Raw genomic sequence first — 18,509 nt, forward strand, 5'->3', positions numbered from 1 at the left:
TTGCGATCAGGATATACGATCGTATAAATAAATTCCTTTCAAGAAAAATGGATAATTCTTCAATATTCATTTCTAAAGCGGTTAAAGAAAACATAGAGTCTACACATCATACTACCAATACATTGTGTCTCCCAAATAGTCTGCCCATAAAGAAAATTGATGGCAGCCAAGCAACCGAACTATTAAAAAAATATAGCATTGACCAAGAATTCAAAATATTAATACCTGGCCGATTTCATTTTAAAAAAGGCCACTTACAATTTCTGGATGAATTCGCTGAATTTTTGAATGCATTGAAATTACAGCCATACGAAGTTGCGCTGATTTTTGCAGGCGACGGGCCGGAACGAACCGCAATTGAAGAGAAAATTCATAAATTAAATATTAACCCGTACGTCTACCTGCTCGGGGAAATACCCCATGATACGCTTTTGTCACTGCATAAAAACTGTAACCTGGTTGTTATTCCTTCGCTCAGGGAAGGTTTCGGAAACGTAGCGATCGAAGGTCTCATGCAAAGGTCAGTAATGCTTACGTCTGGTGTCGATGGACTGGGTGAAATTATCGAGGATGGCCGGAATGGGTTCACTTATGATGTACACGTAAAAGGAGCCGCCAGTAAAAAATTGATCTATCTTTACCAAAACCGAAAAATTGATCTTATCGACAAAGAATCGCTTTACACCGATTTCCTCTCGAAGTACACACTTGGCTCGCAAATGGAGCAAATTCTGACTCACCTGAAAAAATTTGAAGACAAAGAATAATAGGAAATCATGTATGACCCATACAGTCAGAATGGCTATTATTGTTTTTAACTCATAGTGATTCATACGGCTGCTTGAGAAAATGTCAATCCTAAAGAAAGTCACATTTGTTTTTGGTGCTGAGGTAATCAATATCCTTGCGAGCTTTCTGATCACACCCTACCTGTCCAGAAGCCTTTCCGTTGAGGATAATGGTACCTATAACCAGGCGCTATACCTGGGAATTCTTTGCGCTGGTATTTTACAGCTGGGAATGGCGCGCGTAATTCTTACAAGTCTTGAGGCTAAGCCATCCGGAAAAAACAGGGTATTCTGGAATAATTTCAACGCTGTAGTGAGCCTTGGAGTTTTTGGCTTACTTGTTCTACTTTTTTTCAGGTCGGAAATTGCAAATGCCTATTCCAATCAGGATTTAATACCCCTGCTCACCCTGATAGCCGTTGCACTTCCGTTTAAAGTTGGTCTTTTTACCCTGAACAGTATTCTTGTCCATGCAGAAAAAGTGCGGACGCTGGCCAGAATATCGGTTTTCTTCAACGTCCTGAAACTGCTGTCACTCTTCGTTTGTATTCAGTATTTTAACTCAGTATATCTCTGTTTTGTCGCATTGCTTGCAATTGATATACTTATGTTCCTCGTAACTTTCTACTGCCTGCCGAACGAATATTTACGGCCCTGGCATTTCGATTGGGAAGGTGCAAAATACCAGCTGAAACTTGCTCTTCCTCTCGGAATGGGCAGTATTATTCTGGTCCTGTTCAACCAGACCGACCGGGTTATGATGAGCATCATGAAATCAACAGAAGACTTTGCCATTTTTCATAACGGCACAATTGCCATCCCCTTCATTGGTGTTCTTTTCACTTCCATTGCCACGATCGTATTACCGGAATTATCAAAGCTGGAAGCCAATGATAAACGTTCGGAAATGACCTTGCTGAAAAGAAGGGTAATACACTTCAGTTCCTACACAACCTTCCCTATCATTTGTAGTATTTTGTTATTTGCACCGGTATTGATTCCTTTATATTTATCAGACAAATACGTTGACAGCGCAGGGGTATTCATCATCTTCAACCTGGTCCTGTTCTTTCGCGTTAACAATTACCAGGATGTATTAGTAGCGGCGTCGAAAACCCGTTCCATTTTCACCATTTCACTCCTGTCCCTATTACTGAACATAGCACTAAACTATCTTCTGATCCCAACATTCAACTACTATGGTGCGGCGGCAGCGAGTCTGCTGAGCAACATTATCCTGATGGCCTTACTGTTCCGGGAGGGGCTCAGAGTACTTAATGCGCGACTGGAAGAAGTATTTTCCCCCGGGATCCTACTCAGGGTCTTATTGATTTCAGTCCTTTGCAGCAGTCTATTTGGTCTTATATATTTTATCCTGCCCTATAATTTACTCTTATTGATTCTTGTACCAGGTGCAATAATTTCTTCCTATTTTATGCTATGGAAATTGGGCATAATTGAAACGGATTTCATTGCTTTGGTGCGGAATAAGTTTCCGGTATTAAATCGGTTCAAATGAAAAACTGGGTTTCTGCAACGATAAAGCGATTATTCTCTCTACGCCCACTTGAAGGAATCCTGAGATGGGTGATCTCCTATACAGGGACTGATAATTTCCTGATCCACCTGGTGCCTACCAACGACATGTATCCTGGCGGAAAACTAAGGGAAGTTACAATTGATGGACTCACTTACAAGCTTGACCTGGCAAGTTTCAACAACTGGAGTATTTACTGGCGAATCACTGCGGAACTACGCCCCAAAAATTTCTTATACGATCTCGTGAAGGAAGATGATATTATTATCGATGTGGGTGCTCATATTGGTGAAGTGTCAATGAATATGGCCCGAAAGGCCACACGTGGAAAGATATATGCAATCGAGGGATTCCCCCCTACCTATGAACGGCTGGTCGGGCATATTACCGCCAATAGTTTTGAGAACATCATTCCCATTCAGACAGGTGTAGGTGAGAGTGTTTACCATGCCGAATTTTCCGTTAACGAACGTAATGCAGGGTCTAATACGATCGCACGATCGGGTGGTAAAAGTAAAACAGGCATCGAAATTAACATGCTCGACAATATCCTTGAACCGTATGAATTGAATAAGATTGATCTGATCAAGATTGATATAGAGGGTTTTGAAGTAAATGCCCTTAAAGGGGCACGAGGTGTGATTTCTTCGTTTAAACCCAGACTATTTGTCGAAATGAGTGATCACACGCTGCGAAAACAGGGAACTTCGGCAGCTGAATTATATCATACGATCAAAAAACTGGGATATACATCAGTGATTGACATTCGCACGTCAAGCCCGCTGAATGAAAATTCAACTTTTGATAACATGCATACAGATATCCTTGCCGCTTTTTAAATATTTCAATCTGCCGATTGAAATTTCACGCCTTCCCCAATGCGGAACCTCGCGGTTATACCCCAATTGCTTGATTTGAACTTAAAGCCTTCTGTAACTCTGAAGCCGGGCCTCCAGTCGATACCAACCGTTAATGGGAAATCAAATGAATATTCCATACCAAAGTCGCCGGCAATGTGAAAATCAAAGCTATTTTCAAACCAAAATTCCGGACCGAACCCAGGGTAAAATTTCAATCCTTTAGGCCCGCCCGAAAGGGCAAACATCCAGTCGAAATATCCGCCAACACCAAATCGATTTGAAATATAGATTGTCGGATGTAATCTTGGTTTTGCAGCAATTGGTATAGTCGCATCAATGGCAAAGGCGATATCCCCAAAACGCGCGCCAATTTCCCAGTTGGATTGTGCTTTCGATTCACTTGGAAACAGAAAAACGAACCCTATCACCAGGGCTGCGATACTGGTCTTAAACGTTTTCATAGTTTAATGATTTAGTCGTTATTCAATAGTATGGATAACATGAATAATGCCTTTATTCACGAAATTCAGCAGATCAATTTACCTGAGGATCTATTCTTTCCTCAATGCATATTTAAGGTAAGTCTGATACCACAAGAAAAGTAGTAATTCACAGTGAAATACGGTAAGATAGATTCAGGTACCACTGATGCATTGAGATATCCCGGACCATAAAAATCAACTATTCAACAGGCACCACCAAAATCACCGGGCCATCACTCAAATATGCCTCATCAGCCTGTGCCAGGTGGTTCACACGCATGATTGATTGTAGTGTCTCCACATATTCCGCACCCCTTTCTGAATATTTGGTGAGTGTATTCGCAAGTTCCTGTCCGGTGATCGGTTTACCAGCTTCCCGCAATTCAGCACGTCGTTTCCGCAGGTCTGCGTAGGCGGGGTGAGTATTCAGGTTATGAATATAGGCACCCATCGATTCAATAGGAGTATCAAACTTTCTTAACCCGTAATCACCCATTCCCTCCCGTTGTTCCTTTGGTTTCATCGCATCCTTTCCCCATGCCCACTGACCGAACAGCGCATTCCCTTCTGCCGCAAAGCGGGAAGTACCCCATCCGCTTTCTTCGGCCGACTGGGCAAGTGCCAGGGAAACCGGAATAACATCAACCTTGGTGAGAAGCTCCTGGAAGAACTGCTGATTGATCTCTTCTGATTCTACCCGGTAGGCTGCTGCCATTTCCCTCAACCAGTTTTCTTCATCTGAATTGATCCCCTCCGGAAGTCTTTTGAGCATTGATTGTAAACGTTCCCGATTCTCCAGTACTTCTTCATTACACTGAAGGGTAAGAGGAGCAAGTACGCGAAAGAATATTTGTTTCTTCACTTTGACTTCAATTTCTTTTGAAGTGGTTGTCCTCCAACGTTCAGGGACTTTAATCCAGGTAAGCCTCGGAATTTCACGGATACCCGCCTGCCAGTCTTCGGGCGTATATTTCAACCTGGCAATCAGATCTGCGGCTTCCTGAAAAGATGCAATCTCATAAATAACCGTATCACGACCTTCCGCAGCTTTCTCTACTACCACATCAGGGATCTCGGCCTGCTTTTTTTCTTCAGGGCTGCATGACATCAGCGGCAATGCCAACAGTAAAACTAGAATGGTTTTCATTATATCTGAGGTTAAGAACGTATTCATGATGATCAGTACATAAACAAGGTAATAATATAAGATTGCAGTCCGAAATATTTAAAAGAATGGTTGGACCAATTCTAAAAAGATCTTTATTTTTAAAGTTATGCAAAGACTATTATTACTTCTCCTAATCTTTTCTTTAGCAATTTCCTGCTCTGAGGATGAGGGGGAAAACCTGGACAATAACAGAACCTGGAAGCTTTATAAATTCTCAACGCCCACTTCAACAACCACAGATATCTCTTTCGAAGAGAATATAACGCTTTACGATGATTCAACTTTTGAAAAGGTGCGGATACTGACCGACGAGACAATTGTGAGTGCCGGTATTTATGATTTTGAGTACCAGGACGGGCGGACGTTTGTAAACCTCGAACATAATGAAGACAGTGAAATCATCGTCAATTGCCAGGCAGATTTTATAGAATTCTATGAGATTATTTCCTCAGATGAAATGATCAACTGGGCGTCAGCTTGTGATTGGCCCACCATGCATTACAGGTAGACAATGGATTGAAAAGTGTACCGACCGGGAATCAGGTATCTTTGAAATCAAGTAGGAGTCTTTTAAAAATGCATACTGGTATCATTTCACCTCCTAAAATACTGAGCTCAAAAATGCGGAAACAATCAAAACGAATTCTCAAAATCCTCATTCCAATACTGGTAATCGCAGGTTCGCTGTATTTCATTCCATGGAAAATCCTTTGGGTCTGGGCCTCACCGCGCTCCGGCACTGTTCAGGAACAGGTTAATGATGCCGTAGATTTCGGGTTTGATGGAATCATCGTTTATGTTGATCAGGGCAACAGGGAACCAGAATTTTATGCCGCCGGCTGGAAAAACAGGGAGAATAAAATCCCGGCTGATCCTCATGCGCTTTTCAAAATCGCCAGTATCAGCAAATTATATATTGCTGTGGCCACGACAAAACTGATTGTAGCAGATAGTCTGCACCTTGATGATACGCTGGCAGATCTCCTGCCGGAATATGCGGGAAGAATTGAAAATTCGAAATCCATCACGCTAAGAATGCTACTGCAGCATCGAAGTGGTATTCCCAATTTCCTGGATGATCCTGATTTCCCATGGGATGACCTTCCCAAAACCAACCTGGAAATGCTGGCATTTGTACTGGATGACCCGGCAGACTTCCCGCCAGATGAAAAATACAGTTATTCCAACACGAATTACCTTCTCATTGGCGAAATCCTGGACAAAACGCTTGGCTACAGCCATCATGTGTATATCAAAAACGAGATCCTCGAACCACTCGGCCTGAACAACACCTATAGTTTACTAAGCGAGGTGAACCCCGATGATGTCATGAGCGGTTATTTTGTAGGATACGAATATGATATCAAATTGAATGATTATACATGTCCGGGAGGCTCCATGGTGGCGACCATAGATGATGTTGGAAAATTTCTCAGGGCATTAAATAACGGTACGCTATTAAATGATCCGGAACAGGAAGTCTACTCTTCCGTTTATGAATTCGGACATACAGGCCTCCTGCCCGGTTATCAGAGTATCGCGCGATATCACAAGGATATCGATGCTGTGGTAATTCAGTTTGTAAACACCAGCGGCGGAGAAACCTGGACTACCTCTGAAATGGTATATAACCGAATACTTGAAATCCTCAGAAACGGGCAGGGATAGAAACCTCTACCCCTTCAGCTCCTGTTCGATCGTCATGAAAAACTGCAGGTTTTCCATTTCCTGTTTGATGCTTTGCCGAACCTTGTAAATAATGAACAAGCCACTCAAAATAAATGCAGCCATAAAAATGACAAGCAATGAAGTTGAAATATACATATTCAACTCAGGCATGATCATCAGCAATCCGATCAGGTAGGTAGTTATCAGTGTGATGGTGACCGGCCCATGAACTGCCTTACGAAACTGGTAGTAGCTGATGCGTTCCTCGTTGGAATCAACTGCGGTATCCAGCAGGTTGATCTTCCTTGATTTCAATGTGCTGAATACTTCTACGATAATCCGCAGCACAAGACTACCGATCATAACCCCAATCCCGATCTTGCTGAGCTGTTCCCGGAAAGGCATCCACAGTTGCCAGACAACGATCAGGACAAGTACGGTGACAGCCAGAATGGCGATGTTCCCGTAGTAAAAATACAGGTTGCTTTTCTGCTTCGACCTTGCAGAAGATATCAGTAAATCAATCTTCTGCTGGTCAGTATTGATTTCCTGCCGGGATTTATTCCAGCTGGATTGAAGTTCTTCAAATGGATTATTCATGACTCATTAAATTCTTTAGCTTCGTTTTTATTCTATGGATTTTTACCCTCAGGTTGCCCTCTGTGATTCCCAGTACATTTGAAATCTCATCGTAGGCGAGTTCATCCAGCATCATCATGATGATGAGCCTTTCGAGTTCCTCAAGCTTCCCGATGGCCCGGTACAGCATCTCGTTTTGCTCTTCCGGATTTGCAGCGTCATTTTTGGCTGCAATTTCAAACCCCGTATCGGGTATCGGATCGGTCTTTCGCTTGCCGTCCTTTCTGAGAAATTGAAGGCATGTATTGACGGTTATTCTGTAAATCCAGGTCTTGTAGGAGGACTTTCCCTGGAACTTATCAATAGCACTCCAGACGTTGATAAATACTTCCTGGGAAAGGTCATCTGCCTGGGGTTTATCACCTTTCACAAACCCCAGGCACACCTGGAATACCATTCTGAAATATTCCCGATAAAGAGATTCAAATACCTTCTTATTCTCAGAGTTCATTGCTGGCCAGGAAAGAATTCACTTGTTCATAAAACCACTCCGGAGCGTCATACATCACAAAGTGCCTGCTATCCGGTGCGATCAAAATGGTTTTATCGGATAAGTTATGGTATTGATCCGAAAAATTCTGCATCACCATTTCTTTGTCGGGGAATGAAGCCCCTAAAATCAGGACACGTGCTGTAATTTCTTTCAGTGATTCCCTAAGGTCGAGTTTGAGCAGATCTGTATAGCCGTATACATAGGTTTCCCTGTCGGATTTCAGGATCCAGGATTTCAAAAGGTCCTTTTTCTCCTGGCTTGCGGTCATATTCTGAGCCATCATGGCCGCCATTTGTTCAAAGGCTTCCTCATTCATATCCAGTACCTGTTGGTTGTACGGACTTTCATACTGGATCTGCGAGGCCGATATTCCAGGCATCATCAGCTCCCGCATGCAGGGTATGGCATCCACCAGGATAACCCTGGATACTTTTTCGGGCACACTGGCTGCCAGATCCACGGCCAGGTTTCCGCCCATACTGTGCCCGATGATGGTAATCCCTTTCAGGTCCTGCTCATCAATGTATTCGAGCAGCTCTTTTTTAATGGTCGAATACCAGGGCATTTCGATGGGTGCCACATCGCCGAACCCGGCATAGGTAATGATGTGATACTCATAATCAGTAGCAATATTGGCTATAGTTTCTTCCCATACTTCTCCCGGACAGGTAAATCCGGGCAGCATCAGTACGGCGTTTCCAGTACCCATGATCTCGGATTTAAAGGAAGGGTTTTGCTGTGAATAGGCTGCGACTATTATGAGCAGGAGCGATAGTAAACAGGTAAGCTTTTTCATGGTCTTTTTATTGCTTGGATGCAAAGACCGGCGAATTGTTACAGGGGGATTTGGAAAAATCCACGTATACACCCTGGCTATAAGTACATATAACCTGAAATGAACAGTTAACCATCCTCCGGTAGTTTGAAATCTGATTGATGATTGGTTATCTTCATCGAATGAAAACCCAAAATGAATCAGGAAACCCGGGATGAAGCATTCTTCTTTAAATATGAACATTGAATCCACTCGGGAAAAATGGTTGATTGAAGGGTATGGTCAGTTTGCCGAATTTGGTCCTGATAATCTAAGCATTAACAACATCAGCAAGGTACTTGATTCCTCCAGGGCGTCTTTCTACCACTATTTCGGCGATATTTCCATGTTCATTGATGAATTACTATCATATCACTGGACCATCTGCAAGGATTTTAATGAGTATGGAAAAATAACCTGCAAAAGACTGATCCCCGACCTTTATGACGAACTGGGAAAATATACGCTTCCGCTGAAATTTAGCCTTCAGCTTTTTCACCACAGAAATATACCTGCCTATAACTATTTATTCCTGAAGTCATATGGGGCAACCGCAGACGCTTTTGCGCTGAACCTGTTTGCCGATCATCTGAATATTAATCCTGATAAAGAAGAGGTGCGAAATTTATGGCTCACGCTCGGTGAAGCCTGGTATTCAAGGCTCGACCCAGACGATCTTTCACCTGAAACCCTCATGTCTCATAGTATGGAGATCATCGAATCTGTTCAAAAACTCATTCGATCCGATCTGTATGAGGTGCTGAAATAGTAATCCGTATTCTGCCTGTATCACAGGTTTATATTGATGAATCCATTGTACAGCCATGTCTAATAAATAATACTGGAAATGGCTAACTTCAAAGAGACAAATTATTCCTCGAATTCAACAAAATCCTTTCAGAAAAGATGAAAAAGGCCCTACCATATTTTATTATTATCGCAATTATCTCCCTTGGTTCATGTTCACAGAAGGAAGAGGGTCTCACCGCCGACGAGGCTCGAAACATTGCAAAAGAAGCATACATCTACGGTCTCCCGATGATTGTAAATTACAAGACGATGTACATGTACGCCATCGACGAAAATTCGCCGGAGTACAAGGGCAAATTCAACCAGATAAGCTGTGTTGCAAGGCTCTTTACCCCGGAGGACAAAGCTGTAGTAACACCTAATTCCGATACGCCATATTGTATGTTCTGGGTTGATTTGAGGAACGGACCGCAGGTTCTGACGCTTCCTGAAATCGAGCCTGACCGATATTACAGCTTCCAGTTAGTGGACTTGTACACACATAATTTCGCATATCTGGGAACTCTGAGCACGGGAAATTCCGGGGGTTCCTACGTAGTTGCCCCCAAGGGTTGGGACGGCGAAGTACCTCAGGGCATCAGCGATACGATTGAATGTGAAACAGATCTGTTCTTCGTAGTAGTGCGAACGCAATTAAAAGGTCCTGAAGACATGGAGAACGTGAAGAGTATTCAGGAGAATTATAACTTAGAAAGTTTGAGCAAATTCAACGGTGAAAAAGAATCGGAAAGAATTTTCGATGACCAATTCCCTGAATGGAATGAGGGTGATCAGTTCACAGCCTCTGGCTTCCGATACCTTGACGTCATGCTTAACCTGGCCACTCCCGTTGAGGCAGAACAAGGCCTGAGAGCGCGGTTCACCCGTCTGGGCATTGGAACTGAAGAAGGGTTTGATATCAGCCGTTTTGATCCGGAAATTCAAACTGCTATTGAGGAAGGAGTAAAAAACGGATTCTCCGAGATCGAACAATTCATCGCTGCCGATGCAACAGACCCGCTGATGAGTGCAAAGATTTTCGGAACACGTGAATTTCTTACCCAAAGCGCCAGCAAGAATTTTCAACTTAATGAGTTTTATCTCCTTCGTGCCGCTGCCGCCCAAACAGGCCTCTATGGAAACTCAGGATTTGAGGCGATCTATCCTACTTACCTGGCAGAAGCGCCCGGCGTCCCGTATAATGCGGCTGAACATAAGTATACTATCACCTTTGAGAAGGATCAGCTCCCTCCTGTAAAGGCCTTCTGGTCACTCAGCATGTACGACGGCAAAACCCAGCTGTTTATTCATAATAAACTGGAAAGGTATCTGTTGAACACCAGTAATATGGATCAATTTGTATTTAATAACGACGGATCACTTACACTTTACGTACAGAAAGACTCTCCCGGAGATGCGTTGGAATCCAACTGGCTGCCAGCTCCCGATGGCCCGTTTTATTGTGTGATGAGACTATACGGACCAAAAGATGAGGCGCTGGAAGGCAAGTGGAAAAATCCGCCATTGATAAGGGCAAGTGAATAATTAACTCACTGAAATCATGAAAAAAATAGTTCTCTACCTATTTGCAGGCGCAATACTGTTTTCCTGCTCAAAACCACAGGAAAAACCTGAGTCAGCTAATATCAGTGAAATAGCTGAGGAGGCATACACCTTTGCGTACCCTATGCTGGAACATTACAAAATGATGTTCGCCATGGCGATGTATAAAGAATCAGGCGCTTATGAAGCCCCTTTCAATGTGCTGACAAATATGACTGAGTTATCGGGACCACAGGATACTATTATTGTGAGACCCAACAATGACACTTTTTATTCAGCTGTGTGGTTTGACCTGAGAAATCAACCCTACATCCTTGAAGTACCGGAAATCACCGATGGCCGTTATTATTCATTTCAGCTCATCGATATGTACACCCATAATATCGGTTACATCGGTTCACGGGCGACCGGACTGGAGGAAGGTGCTTACTTGTTTGCGGGCCCGGATTGGAAGGGTGAAATTCCTGACGGTATTTCAAAAGTATTTCGGTCGGAAGGTCAGTTTTTATTGGCCCTCGGAAGGACGCAGGTATTCGGTCCTGCGGATGTCGAAAAGGCGCAGGAAGTAATGAGCCATTACCAGGTGAAGTCTTTGAATGAACTCCTGGGAATTGAAAACACATCAACTTCAGATATGCCCGAACTACCCCCTTTTGATCCGGTCAAGATTCAGAACGAACATTTTATTGGCTATCTCAATGCCCTTATGTCTTATATGGAACCCCATCCAAGTGAAGAAGCATTATTCAGCAAATTCGCTGAAATAGGAGTTGGGCCGGGAGTACCCTTCAATGCAGAAAGCCTGGATGAGGAAACCCGTGCAGCAATCAATGGAGGCATAGAGAGAGCTATGGAAAAAATAAAGCTGGAGTCGGAAAACCTGGGAATAAGAAAGAACGGATGGCAGCTTGTTGCCGGAGCATTCGGGGACAGGGAAGCCATGCAGGGAAAATATCTCACTCGAGCCGCTGCAGCCTATTTCGGACTATGGGGAAATGACCTTGAGGAAGCTTTCTACCCTGAAACCTCACTGGATGCAGAAAATGAACCCCTGGACGGATCGAAGCACAATTACATCCTTCACTTTGAAAGTGATGAATTACCCCCGGTTAATGCCTTCTGGTCAATGACCATGTACAGGCTTCCAGCTCAACTTCTCGTTGAAAACGCAATTAACCGATACAAGATCGGAAGCGCCACCGGGGGAATGAAATTCAATGAAGACGGTTCGCTTGATATTTATATCCAAAAAGACAGTCCGGGTAAAGAACTGGAAACCAACTGGCTGCCGGCCTACGATGGCTTATTCTCCCTGCAGTCAAGATTCTACTGGCCGAAAGAAGAAGGCCTTGATCCACTCTATGCGCCGCCGGCGGTAAAAAAGAGGTAGATAAACATGTATCCTTAAACTGTAATGGATTGCCTTCGCCCGATATAAATCAGGCGAAGGCATAAGTATCAAGTCAGGGATGAATTACAATTCGTTCGTGTTGTTCCATTCAAGCTGAGGACTTCGATAAAAATCGATTCCCATATCCTCCCATAGCTTACTGTGTATTTCCAGCCGGGGCTTGTACGATTCCCAGTCGCGCTTGTCCTCCGTAGTCCAGCCAATTTCCGCATAACCGGGCAATCTCGGGAACATCAAATATTCTGCTTCATCCAGCTCGGAAATGGTTTCCGACCAGAGCGGTGCTTCAATTCCTAAAATATTCTCACGCTTAATTTCCGGTACCAGCTTATCGGCCGACCATATATAGCCCGAATCAACCGGAATATAGGCCGCCCAGTGCAATCCGAATTGTGAGGTCGAATCATACTGCATATCCAGGTATGCCTTGTTGGCCGGTGAGATTATCAGTTTCGCGCCCTGTGCGAGTGCTTTATTCGCATTCTCGGCGTTGGCCCACCACTGTGCAATATTACCCTCCAGCAACTTCGCATTCGCGATCTCATCCCAGCCCACAGATATTTTGCCATGTTTCTTTACAATTTCCTGAACTCTTTCGATGAACGGGATATAATCCTCCATGGGTGTTACATGGGATTCGTCTCCTCCGATGTGGAAATACGGGCCGGGGGTGATGGCCGAGATCTCACCGATCACATCATCCAGGAATTCATACGTAAGCTCCATATCGGTGCAAAGCGTGCTGAATCCTACCCTTGTTCCGGTATAAAGCTCTGTCGCCTTGCCATCGCAATTAAGTTCTGCATATGACGCGAGGGCTGCATTGGTATGGCCCGGCATATCGATTTCAGGCACAATGGTTATGAAATGTTCTGCGGCATACGTCACGATATCCTTATACTCTTCCTGGGTATAGAAACCCCCGGGGCCGCCACCTACCTCAGTGCTTCCGCCGATCTCGGTGAGCTTTGGCCAGCTTTTAATTTCGATGCGCCAGCCCTGGTCATCGGAAAGATGGAGATGGAGGTAGTTAAGCTTGTAGAATGCAAGGTAGTCGATCGTTCTTTTAACCTCTTCCACCGTAAAGAAATGACGGGCGACATCCAGCATCATTCCACGGTATTCATATACCGGGGCATCGGTGATTTCTCCCGTCGGGAAATAAACTAATTTTTCATTGTTGACAATGACCTGTTTCAGGGTTTGAACAGCATAAAATAATCCGGCAGGATTGGCCGAAGAGATCACGGTCTGATCTTCGGTAATACTGATTGAATATCCTTCAGCGCCATTATTATCTTCAGACAGGCGAAGTACGATTCCTTCCTCATCAGGATCCGAAGACATTACGATGGCAGGTGTAGTTCCCAGTTGATTTTTCAGTACGTCCTGCAGGGCTCCGGCCGCCAGCATGGCTGAAGAATCGGAAATAAAAATCTCCGTATCCTGATCCAGGAAATAGCCGCCACCGGTGGATGTCATACTAGCCGGGAGTGGTATAACTGGACTTGCAGCGAGGTCACTGGGTGTTTCCAATTGCGGACGGGGTTTGCCACAGGAGGCCATGATCAGGCCGGACAATAAGATTAACAGGCTAAGCAGGGTTGATTTCATATTGATTATATGTCTTTGAAGTAATTCCGCTAAGTTAAAAAAAAACAATATGCGAACCGACTGAAGTATTACAAGTGGTAAAATGGAACAGCATGATGGGATTAGTTTTCATTTTTTACATTTCTCTGTTTTTTATTTGCGCAAATAAAAACAAGTGTTACATTTGCATTCCCATTTCAAAAGAGGAATGGTCGTAGCGAATGACCTATTACTTATTCCCTACCACCTATTCTCTGAAATCGGGCTCTTAGCTCAGTTGGTTCAGAGCACCTGCCTTACAAGCAGGGGGTCGTTGGTTCGAATCCAACAGGGCCCACATCAAAACGACAAGCCACCGGAAACGGTGGCTTTTTTGTTAATAAGCACTGTAAAGGCGCAAGATCTTGCGCCTTTACAGTGGAGCAGGCTTTGTCTGGATCGCGTCAGCAATCCAGCAGCATACCTGCCATCAACCAGACTAGATAAGGGCTACCGCAGCCCTGCCTCCACCATCGGTATCCTGAACCGCTCCACTTCCGCATCCTGATGCTCCCGTGCGAAGATCGCCGCGGCCTGCTCAATAACTTCCGGATGCTGGTCCGCCAGGTTCTTTGTCTCCCCCGGATCGTTGGAAAGATCATACAATTCCAGCGTTGCCTCCTGGTCGTTCTTTAAATTGCGTCGGATCACCTTCCACTCCGCCCCGCCTTCCCGGCCGGCAGGCATCCTGATGGCCACCTGTCCGCCATACTCCGGAAATTCCCAGTACAGAAATTCATGTGCTTCCTGCTCTCCTTCCTGCAACAGCGACGGCAGAAAGCTGATGCCATCCGTATCCTCAGGAACATCCAGTTCCAGCAAATCGCCCAGCGTAGCAAACATATCATAATGAACTGAAGGATGATCTGTCCTGGATCCCGGGGCGATCTTGCCTGGCCAGTTCGCAATCATCGGCACCCGGATGCCACCCTCATATACATTTCCCTTTCCGCGGCCCTCCTGCTCCTGAAGCAGTCCGCCGCTGTTGAACCAGCCCGGATCTGCCCCGCCCGCATACGACGGCCCGTTATCGGAAGTAAAAATGATCAGCGTATTCTCATAAACGCCGGCATCCTTCAGCTGCTGAACGAGCTTCCCGATATTTTCGTCGAGATAAGAAACCATTGCCGCATAGGCCGCTCTTGGATAACGCTGGGGCGCATATCCGCGTGTGCCCGTGTATGGCTCCTCAGCACCGAATTTTTCAACATAATAATCGATCCATCGCTGCGGCGCCTGCAGACTCACATGCGGAATTGCCGTCGCCCAATACATAAAGAACGGCTGGTCAGCATTATCCGAAACAAACCCCGAAAGCGCCTCAAACATCCGGTCCTCGGAGTAATCCCCCTGGTGAAATCGCGCATACGACTCCGGGTCCAGCGGATCCGCACCTTCAGGAAAAGGCTCATGAGGAGCTACCGTATCATTTTTCAGGTAAACGCGGTGGTCATTTTCATACAGGTGAACCGGATAATAGGTATGCGCCTGGCGCTGACAGTTATACCCATAGAAATAATCAAATCCAAGCTGGTTCGGAACTGAATGCGTATGTGGAGCTCCGAGCCCCCATTTACCGATCATCCCCGTCCTGTAACCGGCCTGCTGCAATCTTTGAGGAAATGTGACCGTATTTTCAGGAACCGGGATCTGTCCCTCCAGTGTGGAGTCGCGGATCATCGCCCGGTAATTCCAAACCTCGCCCCGCTCGCCCCATTCGTGGTTTCCCCGAATATAGGCGTGACCCGAATGTTTGCCTGTAAGCAGCATATACCTCGCAGGGGCACATACGGGAGCACTTGAATAATGCTGGGTAAAAAGCATGCCTCCGCGGGCCAGCGCATCGATGTTCGGGGTTTCAATTTTTTCCTGTCCGTATACACCCACATCACCGTAACCCAGATCATCGGCCAGAATGTAGATGATATTGGGTTGGACTGGCTTTTCAGGCTCTTTTGTGGGATTACAGGCTGAAAGTGCAATGATAAACAACACAAACAGGCGGCTGCAGCGGGGCATTTGAAAAGGACGCTTTATCGATAATTTCATCGCATTACATAAAATTTCAGGACAAACCGAAATTTTAATTAACCGCCTTCGTTTGATGTTTCAAAGGGTTTAACGTAGTTTGTTACTAATAAATTTTTTCATCACGTGTCACGCGTAATCAGGAAGGTCTTTCGAAAGATCATTTTTTCACTGTTGATCGTGGTTGGAATGCTGGTAGTGTCGAGCATTATTGTCACCTACCTGTATAAAGACCGGCTGATCAACCACTTTATCCGGGAAGCGAATAAATCGCTCAATACCCCGGTTGACGTGGGACGTATGGACGTTTCCGCCCTGGCGCATTTCCCGCGCATCAGCCTCCTGATGTACGATGTAAAGATCAAAGATTCTTTCCCCGGACATGAAAATGACCTGCTCTCTGCAGAACGGATGGATTTTACCTTCAATCCCTTTAGTGCCCTTTTCGGTGACATCACCATCGATGAGGTTTCCCTCACCAATGCGGTATGCCAGCTGAAAACTAGCCGGAGCGGGGATATCAACTACCTTATCTTTAAAGCACCTTCAGACAGTGTGAAAAGCGAACGAGTTCGCCTTGATCTCTCACAAATACACCTCAGTGATGTGCGCTTCCAATACGACAACGCACGCACCGAAGTCCTCGTTGCCGTTCGTTCAAGTGAGCTTTCGGCATCCCTGTCGGCATTCGGACCGGCATATGATATTGCCGCAAATGGCCAGGTACATATAGATTCCATTATTTCAGGGAAATGGGAAATGGCCCGCGCGATTGATCTTTCACTTCAGACCCGGCTGGCCTATAATGATTCCATTAAGCTGGTGGATATACAGGAGGCGGAACTCATAACCCTGAATAAACCTTTTTCACTCAACGGCTTTTATGCATTTCTGGATACACCTGAAATAGACATTCACGCCGCTTCGGAAGACTTCAATGTAGAATCCGTCATCGCCCTGCTTCCGAAGGCCTCAACAGGCACTTTGCAGCAATACGTGAGTGAAGGAAATGTGCATTTCGACCTCGGCCTGAAGGGAAAATGGGAGGACAATAAAGGGCCTGCCCTTTCAATTAAATTCGGAATGAAAAATTCAACCATCCGGCACGGCGGCACCGGAATGACTCTCGATGATGTTTCTCTTTCCGGATTGCTGGCGATGAAGGATGTCCTGAACAGTCACAGCGCATCGCTCGAATTGCCGTCGGTCGCGGGCAAACTCAACCGTGCCCCGTTTACGGGAGCTCTATCCTGGCAGGATTTTCTGGATCCCTTCCTGCAACTTTCATTCAACGGAGACCTGGATGTGGAATCCATGCTTAAGTTCTACCCGGTTAAGGGAATCCGTTCGGGCCGGGGAACCATACTCGCCAACATCAATTTCGAGGGGAAGCCTGAGCAGCTCAAGTACAAAAAATTCATCAACCGCGTGAAGACTTCCGGGGAGCTCGCACTGAATGCCATTTACCTCGACTTTACAGAGATCGGACCGGGCCTGCGAAACCTGAACGGCGGATTGCGCTTCAGCAACAATGACCTGGCTTTATCGGATGTTTCCGGCAAATTCGGAAGGAGTGACTTCCTCCTTAACGGTTATTTTAAGAACGTAATTGCTTACCTGCTTTTTGAAGATGAGCCTGTAGGTGTGGACGCGAGGTTGAAATCAAACCTGATCGACCTGGATGAACTCCTGAGTTTGCAGGATTCGGAAAATAATGACAGCTATTCTTTCGGTATCTCAAAACGCCTGCGGGTACTTTTTGATTGTGAGATCGACCGGCTAAACTTCCGGAGATTCCATCCCACCAATATCAGGGGTGATCTGAAAATCCGGGAACAGATCGCCTTTACCGACCGGTTGTCCTTTACCAATATGGGCGGAAAGATGCAGCTTTCAGGCATGGCAGATGCGAGTAAGAAGAAACTTGTCCGCATCAGTACCAACTTCAAACTAGACCATATTGCGGTCGACAGTATCTTTTATGTATTCGAAAACTTTGACCAGAATTTTCTGGAAGATCGGCATTTAAAAGGAAATATTGATGCAACGGTGGATGCGGAGATGATATTGAGCGATCAGCTGAAATTGTATCCTGAAACCCTCCGTTCCCATATTACGGCCACCATACGGAATGGAGAGCTGAATAATTTCGAGCCGATGCAAAAACTGGCACCCTACCTGGATGAGGGTGAATTACGTCATTTGAGGTTTTCTGAACTGGCCAACGATATAGTGATCCGGGACAAAACCATTTACCTTCCGAAAATGGAGGTGGGATCCAATGTGACTGATATAGTCATCAGCGGTACGCATACCTTCGATCAGAAAATAAACTATAGCGTACAGGCGCCGCTTCAGAGCAAGAAACGCCGTGATTCTGATGAAGCCTTTGGTGCGATTGAAGAAGATGCCTCCGGCCGGGCTATGCTGTTCCTTAAAATTGTGGGAACCACATCCGATTATTATGTGAACTATGACAAGGAGAATGTCAAGAAAAAGATCTCCCAGGACCTTAAAAAGGAGGCCGATGAGTTAAAGACCATTTTCAAAAACAAGGGTAAAGAACAGGAAACCCTTGAACTGAAAGAGGACGAATACTTTGACTGGGATGATGATGGAAAAGGAAATAAAAATTAA

General features: G+C 45.2%; 16 protein-coding genes and 1 tRNA gene. 10 read left to right on the forward strand and 7 right to left on the reverse strand.

Annotated features, from left to right (window positions below; all coding sequences use genetic code 11):
• Positions 1-47 precede the first annotated feature (47 nt).
• The 3 genes from LDX50_RS26050 to LDX50_RS26060 all read left to right on the forward strand — a co-directional run bounded on the left by LDX50_RS26050 (position 48) and on the right by LDX50_RS26060 (position 3,164).
• The gene (locus LDX50_RS26050; protein ID WP_225699568.1) at positions 48-767 is read left to right on the forward strand and encodes a glycosyltransferase family 4 protein; all 720 of its coding nucleotides are present in this window, start codon (positions 48-50) and stop codon (positions 765-767) included.
• 82 nt (positions 768-849) lie between these two features.
• The gene (locus tag LDX50_RS26055) at positions 850-2,307 is read left to right on the forward strand and encodes an oligosaccharide flippase family protein (RefSeq protein ID WP_225699222.1); all 1,458 of its coding nucleotides are present in this window, start codon (positions 850-852) and stop codon (positions 2,305-2,307) included.
• Positions 2,304-3,164: an FkbM family methyltransferase gene (locus tag LDX50_RS26060; protein WP_225699223.1), complete on the forward strand. Its 861-nt coding sequence runs from the start codon at positions 2,304-2,306 to the stop codon at positions 3,162-3,164. Before LDX50_RS26055 ends, LDX50_RS26060 begins: the two co-directional genes overlap by 4 nt.
• Before the next feature lie 5 nt (positions 3,165-3,169).
• Here LDX50_RS26060 and LDX50_RS26065 read toward each other — a convergent pair whose 3' ends face one another.
• Entirely contained in the window at positions 3,170-3,646 is a 477-nt protein-coding gene (locus LDX50_RS26065; protein ID WP_225699224.1) for a hypothetical protein, read from the reverse strand.
• A 220-nt stretch (positions 3,647-3,866) separates the two neighbouring features.
• On the reverse strand, positions 3,867-4,814 hold the full coding sequence (locus LDX50_RS26070) for a glucosaminidase domain-containing protein (RefSeq protein ID WP_225699225.1): 948 nt from the start codon (positions 4,812-4,814) through the stop codon (positions 3,867-3,869).
• A 127-nt stretch (positions 4,815-4,941) separates the two neighbouring features.
• On the opposite strand from LDX50_RS26070, the gene LDX50_RS26075 reads away from it, so the two are divergent.
• The gene (locus tag LDX50_RS26075; protein ID WP_225699226.1) at positions 4,942-5,343 is read left to right on the forward strand and encodes a hypothetical protein; all 402 of its coding nucleotides are present in this window, start codon (positions 4,942-4,944) and stop codon (positions 5,341-5,343) included.
• A gap of 113 nt (positions 5,344-5,456) precedes the next feature.
• Positions 5,457-6,503 (forward strand): serine hydrolase domain-containing protein, encoded by a 1,047-nt coding sequence (locus tag LDX50_RS26080; protein ID WP_225699227.1) that lies wholly within the window; start codon positions 5,457-5,459, stop codon positions 6,501-6,503.
• Positions 6,504-6,509: 6 nt separating this feature from the next.
• On the opposite strand, the gene LDX50_RS26085 is transcribed toward LDX50_RS26080, so the two are convergent.
• From LDX50_RS26085 to LDX50_RS26095, 3 genes are read right to left on the reverse strand one after another with little or no spacing between them, the layout of a single operon-like run.
• Positions 6,510-7,103 (reverse strand): hypothetical protein, encoded by a 594-nt coding sequence (locus tag LDX50_RS26085; protein ID WP_225699228.1) that lies wholly within the window; start codon positions 7,101-7,103, stop codon positions 6,510-6,512.
• A complete protein-coding gene (locus LDX50_RS26090; RefSeq protein WP_225699229.1) occupies positions 7,096-7,593 on the reverse strand; it encodes an RNA polymerase sigma factor in 498 nt (165 codons plus the stop codon). Before LDX50_RS26090 ends, LDX50_RS26085 begins: the two co-directional genes overlap by 8 nt.
• Complete coding sequence (locus LDX50_RS26095) at positions 7,583-8,431, reverse strand: alpha/beta fold hydrolase (protein ID WP_225699230.1); 849 nt, start codon at positions 8,429-8,431, stop codon at positions 7,583-7,585. Before LDX50_RS26095 ends, LDX50_RS26090 begins: the two co-directional genes overlap by 11 nt.
• 214 nt (positions 8,432-8,645) lie before the next feature.
• On the opposite strand from LDX50_RS26095, the gene LDX50_RS26100 reads away from it, so the two are divergent.
• From LDX50_RS26100 to LDX50_RS26110, 3 genes are all read left to right on the forward strand, one after another.
• Positions 8,646-9,218, forward strand: a complete 573-nt coding sequence (locus tag LDX50_RS26100; protein WP_225699231.1) for a TetR/AcrR family transcriptional regulator — start codon at positions 8,646-8,648, stop codon at positions 9,216-9,218.
• 137 nt (positions 9,219-9,355) lie between these two features.
• On the forward strand, positions 9,356-10,783 hold the full coding sequence (locus LDX50_RS26105; protein ID WP_225699232.1) for a DUF1254 domain-containing protein: 1,428 nt from the start codon (positions 9,356-9,358) through the stop codon (positions 10,781-10,783).
• A 16-nt stretch (positions 10,784-10,799) separates the two neighbouring features.
• Entirely contained in the window at positions 10,800-12,191 is a 1,392-nt protein-coding gene (locus LDX50_RS26110) for a DUF1254 domain-containing protein (RefSeq protein WP_225699233.1), read from the forward strand.
• A gap of 84 nt (positions 12,192-12,275) precedes the next feature.
• On the opposite strand, the gene LDX50_RS26115 is transcribed toward LDX50_RS26110, so the two are convergent.
• Positions 12,276-13,826 (reverse strand): beta-N-acetylhexosaminidase, encoded by a 1,551-nt coding sequence (locus LDX50_RS26115; protein ID WP_225699234.1) that lies wholly within the window; start codon positions 13,824-13,826, stop codon positions 12,276-12,278.
• Positions 13,827-14,067: 241 nt separating this feature from the next.
• Between LDX50_RS26115 and LDX50_RS26120 the strand changes: the two genes are divergently transcribed.
• Positions 14,068-14,142 (forward strand) — tRNA-Val (locus tag LDX50_RS26120).
• Positions 14,143-14,294: 152 nt separating this feature from the next.
• Here the strand turns inward: LDX50_RS26120 and LDX50_RS26125 are convergent.
• Positions 14,295-15,893: an arylsulfatase gene (locus tag LDX50_RS26125; protein WP_225699235.1), complete on the reverse strand. Its 1,599-nt coding sequence runs from the start codon at positions 15,891-15,893 to the stop codon at positions 14,295-14,297.
• A gap of 105 nt (positions 15,894-15,998) precedes the next feature.
• Between LDX50_RS26125 and LDX50_RS31060 the strand changes: the two genes are divergently transcribed.
• Positions 15,999-18,509, forward strand: coding sequence for an AsmA-like C-terminal region-containing protein (locus tag LDX50_RS31060; RefSeq protein WP_225699236.1), 2,511 nt, complete (start codon positions 15,999-16,001; stop codon positions 18,507-18,509).

Source organism: Fulvivirga sedimenti, assembly GCF_020328055.1.

Coding starts and splice junctions, on each gene's coding strand:
- LDX50_RS26050 (WP_225699568.1), top strand. CDS start 48: ATGGATAATTCTTCAATATTCATTTCTAAAGCGGTTAAAGAAAACATA.
- LDX50_RS26055 (WP_225699222.1), top strand. CDS start 850: ATGTCAATCCTAAAGAAAGTCACATTTGTTTTTGGTGCTGAGGTAATC.
- LDX50_RS26060 (WP_225699223.1), top strand. CDS start 2,304: ATGAAAAACTGGGTTTCTGCAACGATAAAGCGATTATTCTCTCTACGC.
- LDX50_RS26065 (WP_225699224.1), bottom strand. CDS start 3,646: ATGAAAACGTTTAAGACCAGTATCGCAGCCCTGGTGATAGGGTTCGTT.
- LDX50_RS26070 (WP_225699225.1), bottom strand. CDS start 4,814: ATGAAAACCATTCTAGTTTTACTGTTGGCATTGCCGCTGATGTCATGC.
- LDX50_RS26075 (WP_225699226.1), top strand. CDS start 4,942: ATGCAAAGACTATTATTACTTCTCCTAATCTTTTCTTTAGCAATTTCC.
- LDX50_RS26080 (WP_225699227.1), top strand. CDS start 5,457: ATGCGGAAACAATCAAAACGAATTCTCAAAATCCTCATTCCAATACTG.
- LDX50_RS26085 (WP_225699228.1), bottom strand. CDS start 7,103: ATGAATAATCCATTTGAAGAACTTCAATCCAGCTGGAATAAATCCCGG.
- LDX50_RS26090 (WP_225699229.1), bottom strand. CDS start 7,593: ATGAACTCTGAGAATAAGAAGGTATTTGAATCTCTTTATCGGGAATAT.
- LDX50_RS26095 (WP_225699230.1), bottom strand. CDS start 8,431: ATGAAAAAGCTTACCTGTTTACTATCGCTCCTGCTCATAATAGTCGCA.
- LDX50_RS26100 (WP_225699231.1), top strand. CDS start 8,646: ATGAACATTGAATCCACTCGGGAAAAATGGTTGATTGAAGGGTATGGT.
- LDX50_RS26105 (WP_225699232.1), top strand. CDS start 9,356: ATGAAAAAGGCCCTACCATATTTTATTATTATCGCAATTATCTCCCTT.
- LDX50_RS26110 (WP_225699233.1), top strand. CDS start 10,800: ATGAAAAAAATAGTTCTCTACCTATTTGCAGGCGCAATACTGTTTTCC.
- LDX50_RS26115 (WP_225699234.1), bottom strand. CDS start 13,826: ATGAAATCAACCCTGCTTAGCCTGTTAATCTTATTGTCCGGCCTGATC.
- LDX50_RS26125 (WP_225699235.1), bottom strand. CDS start 15,893: ATGAAATTATCGATAAAGCGTCCTTTTCAAATGCCCCGCTGCAGCCGC.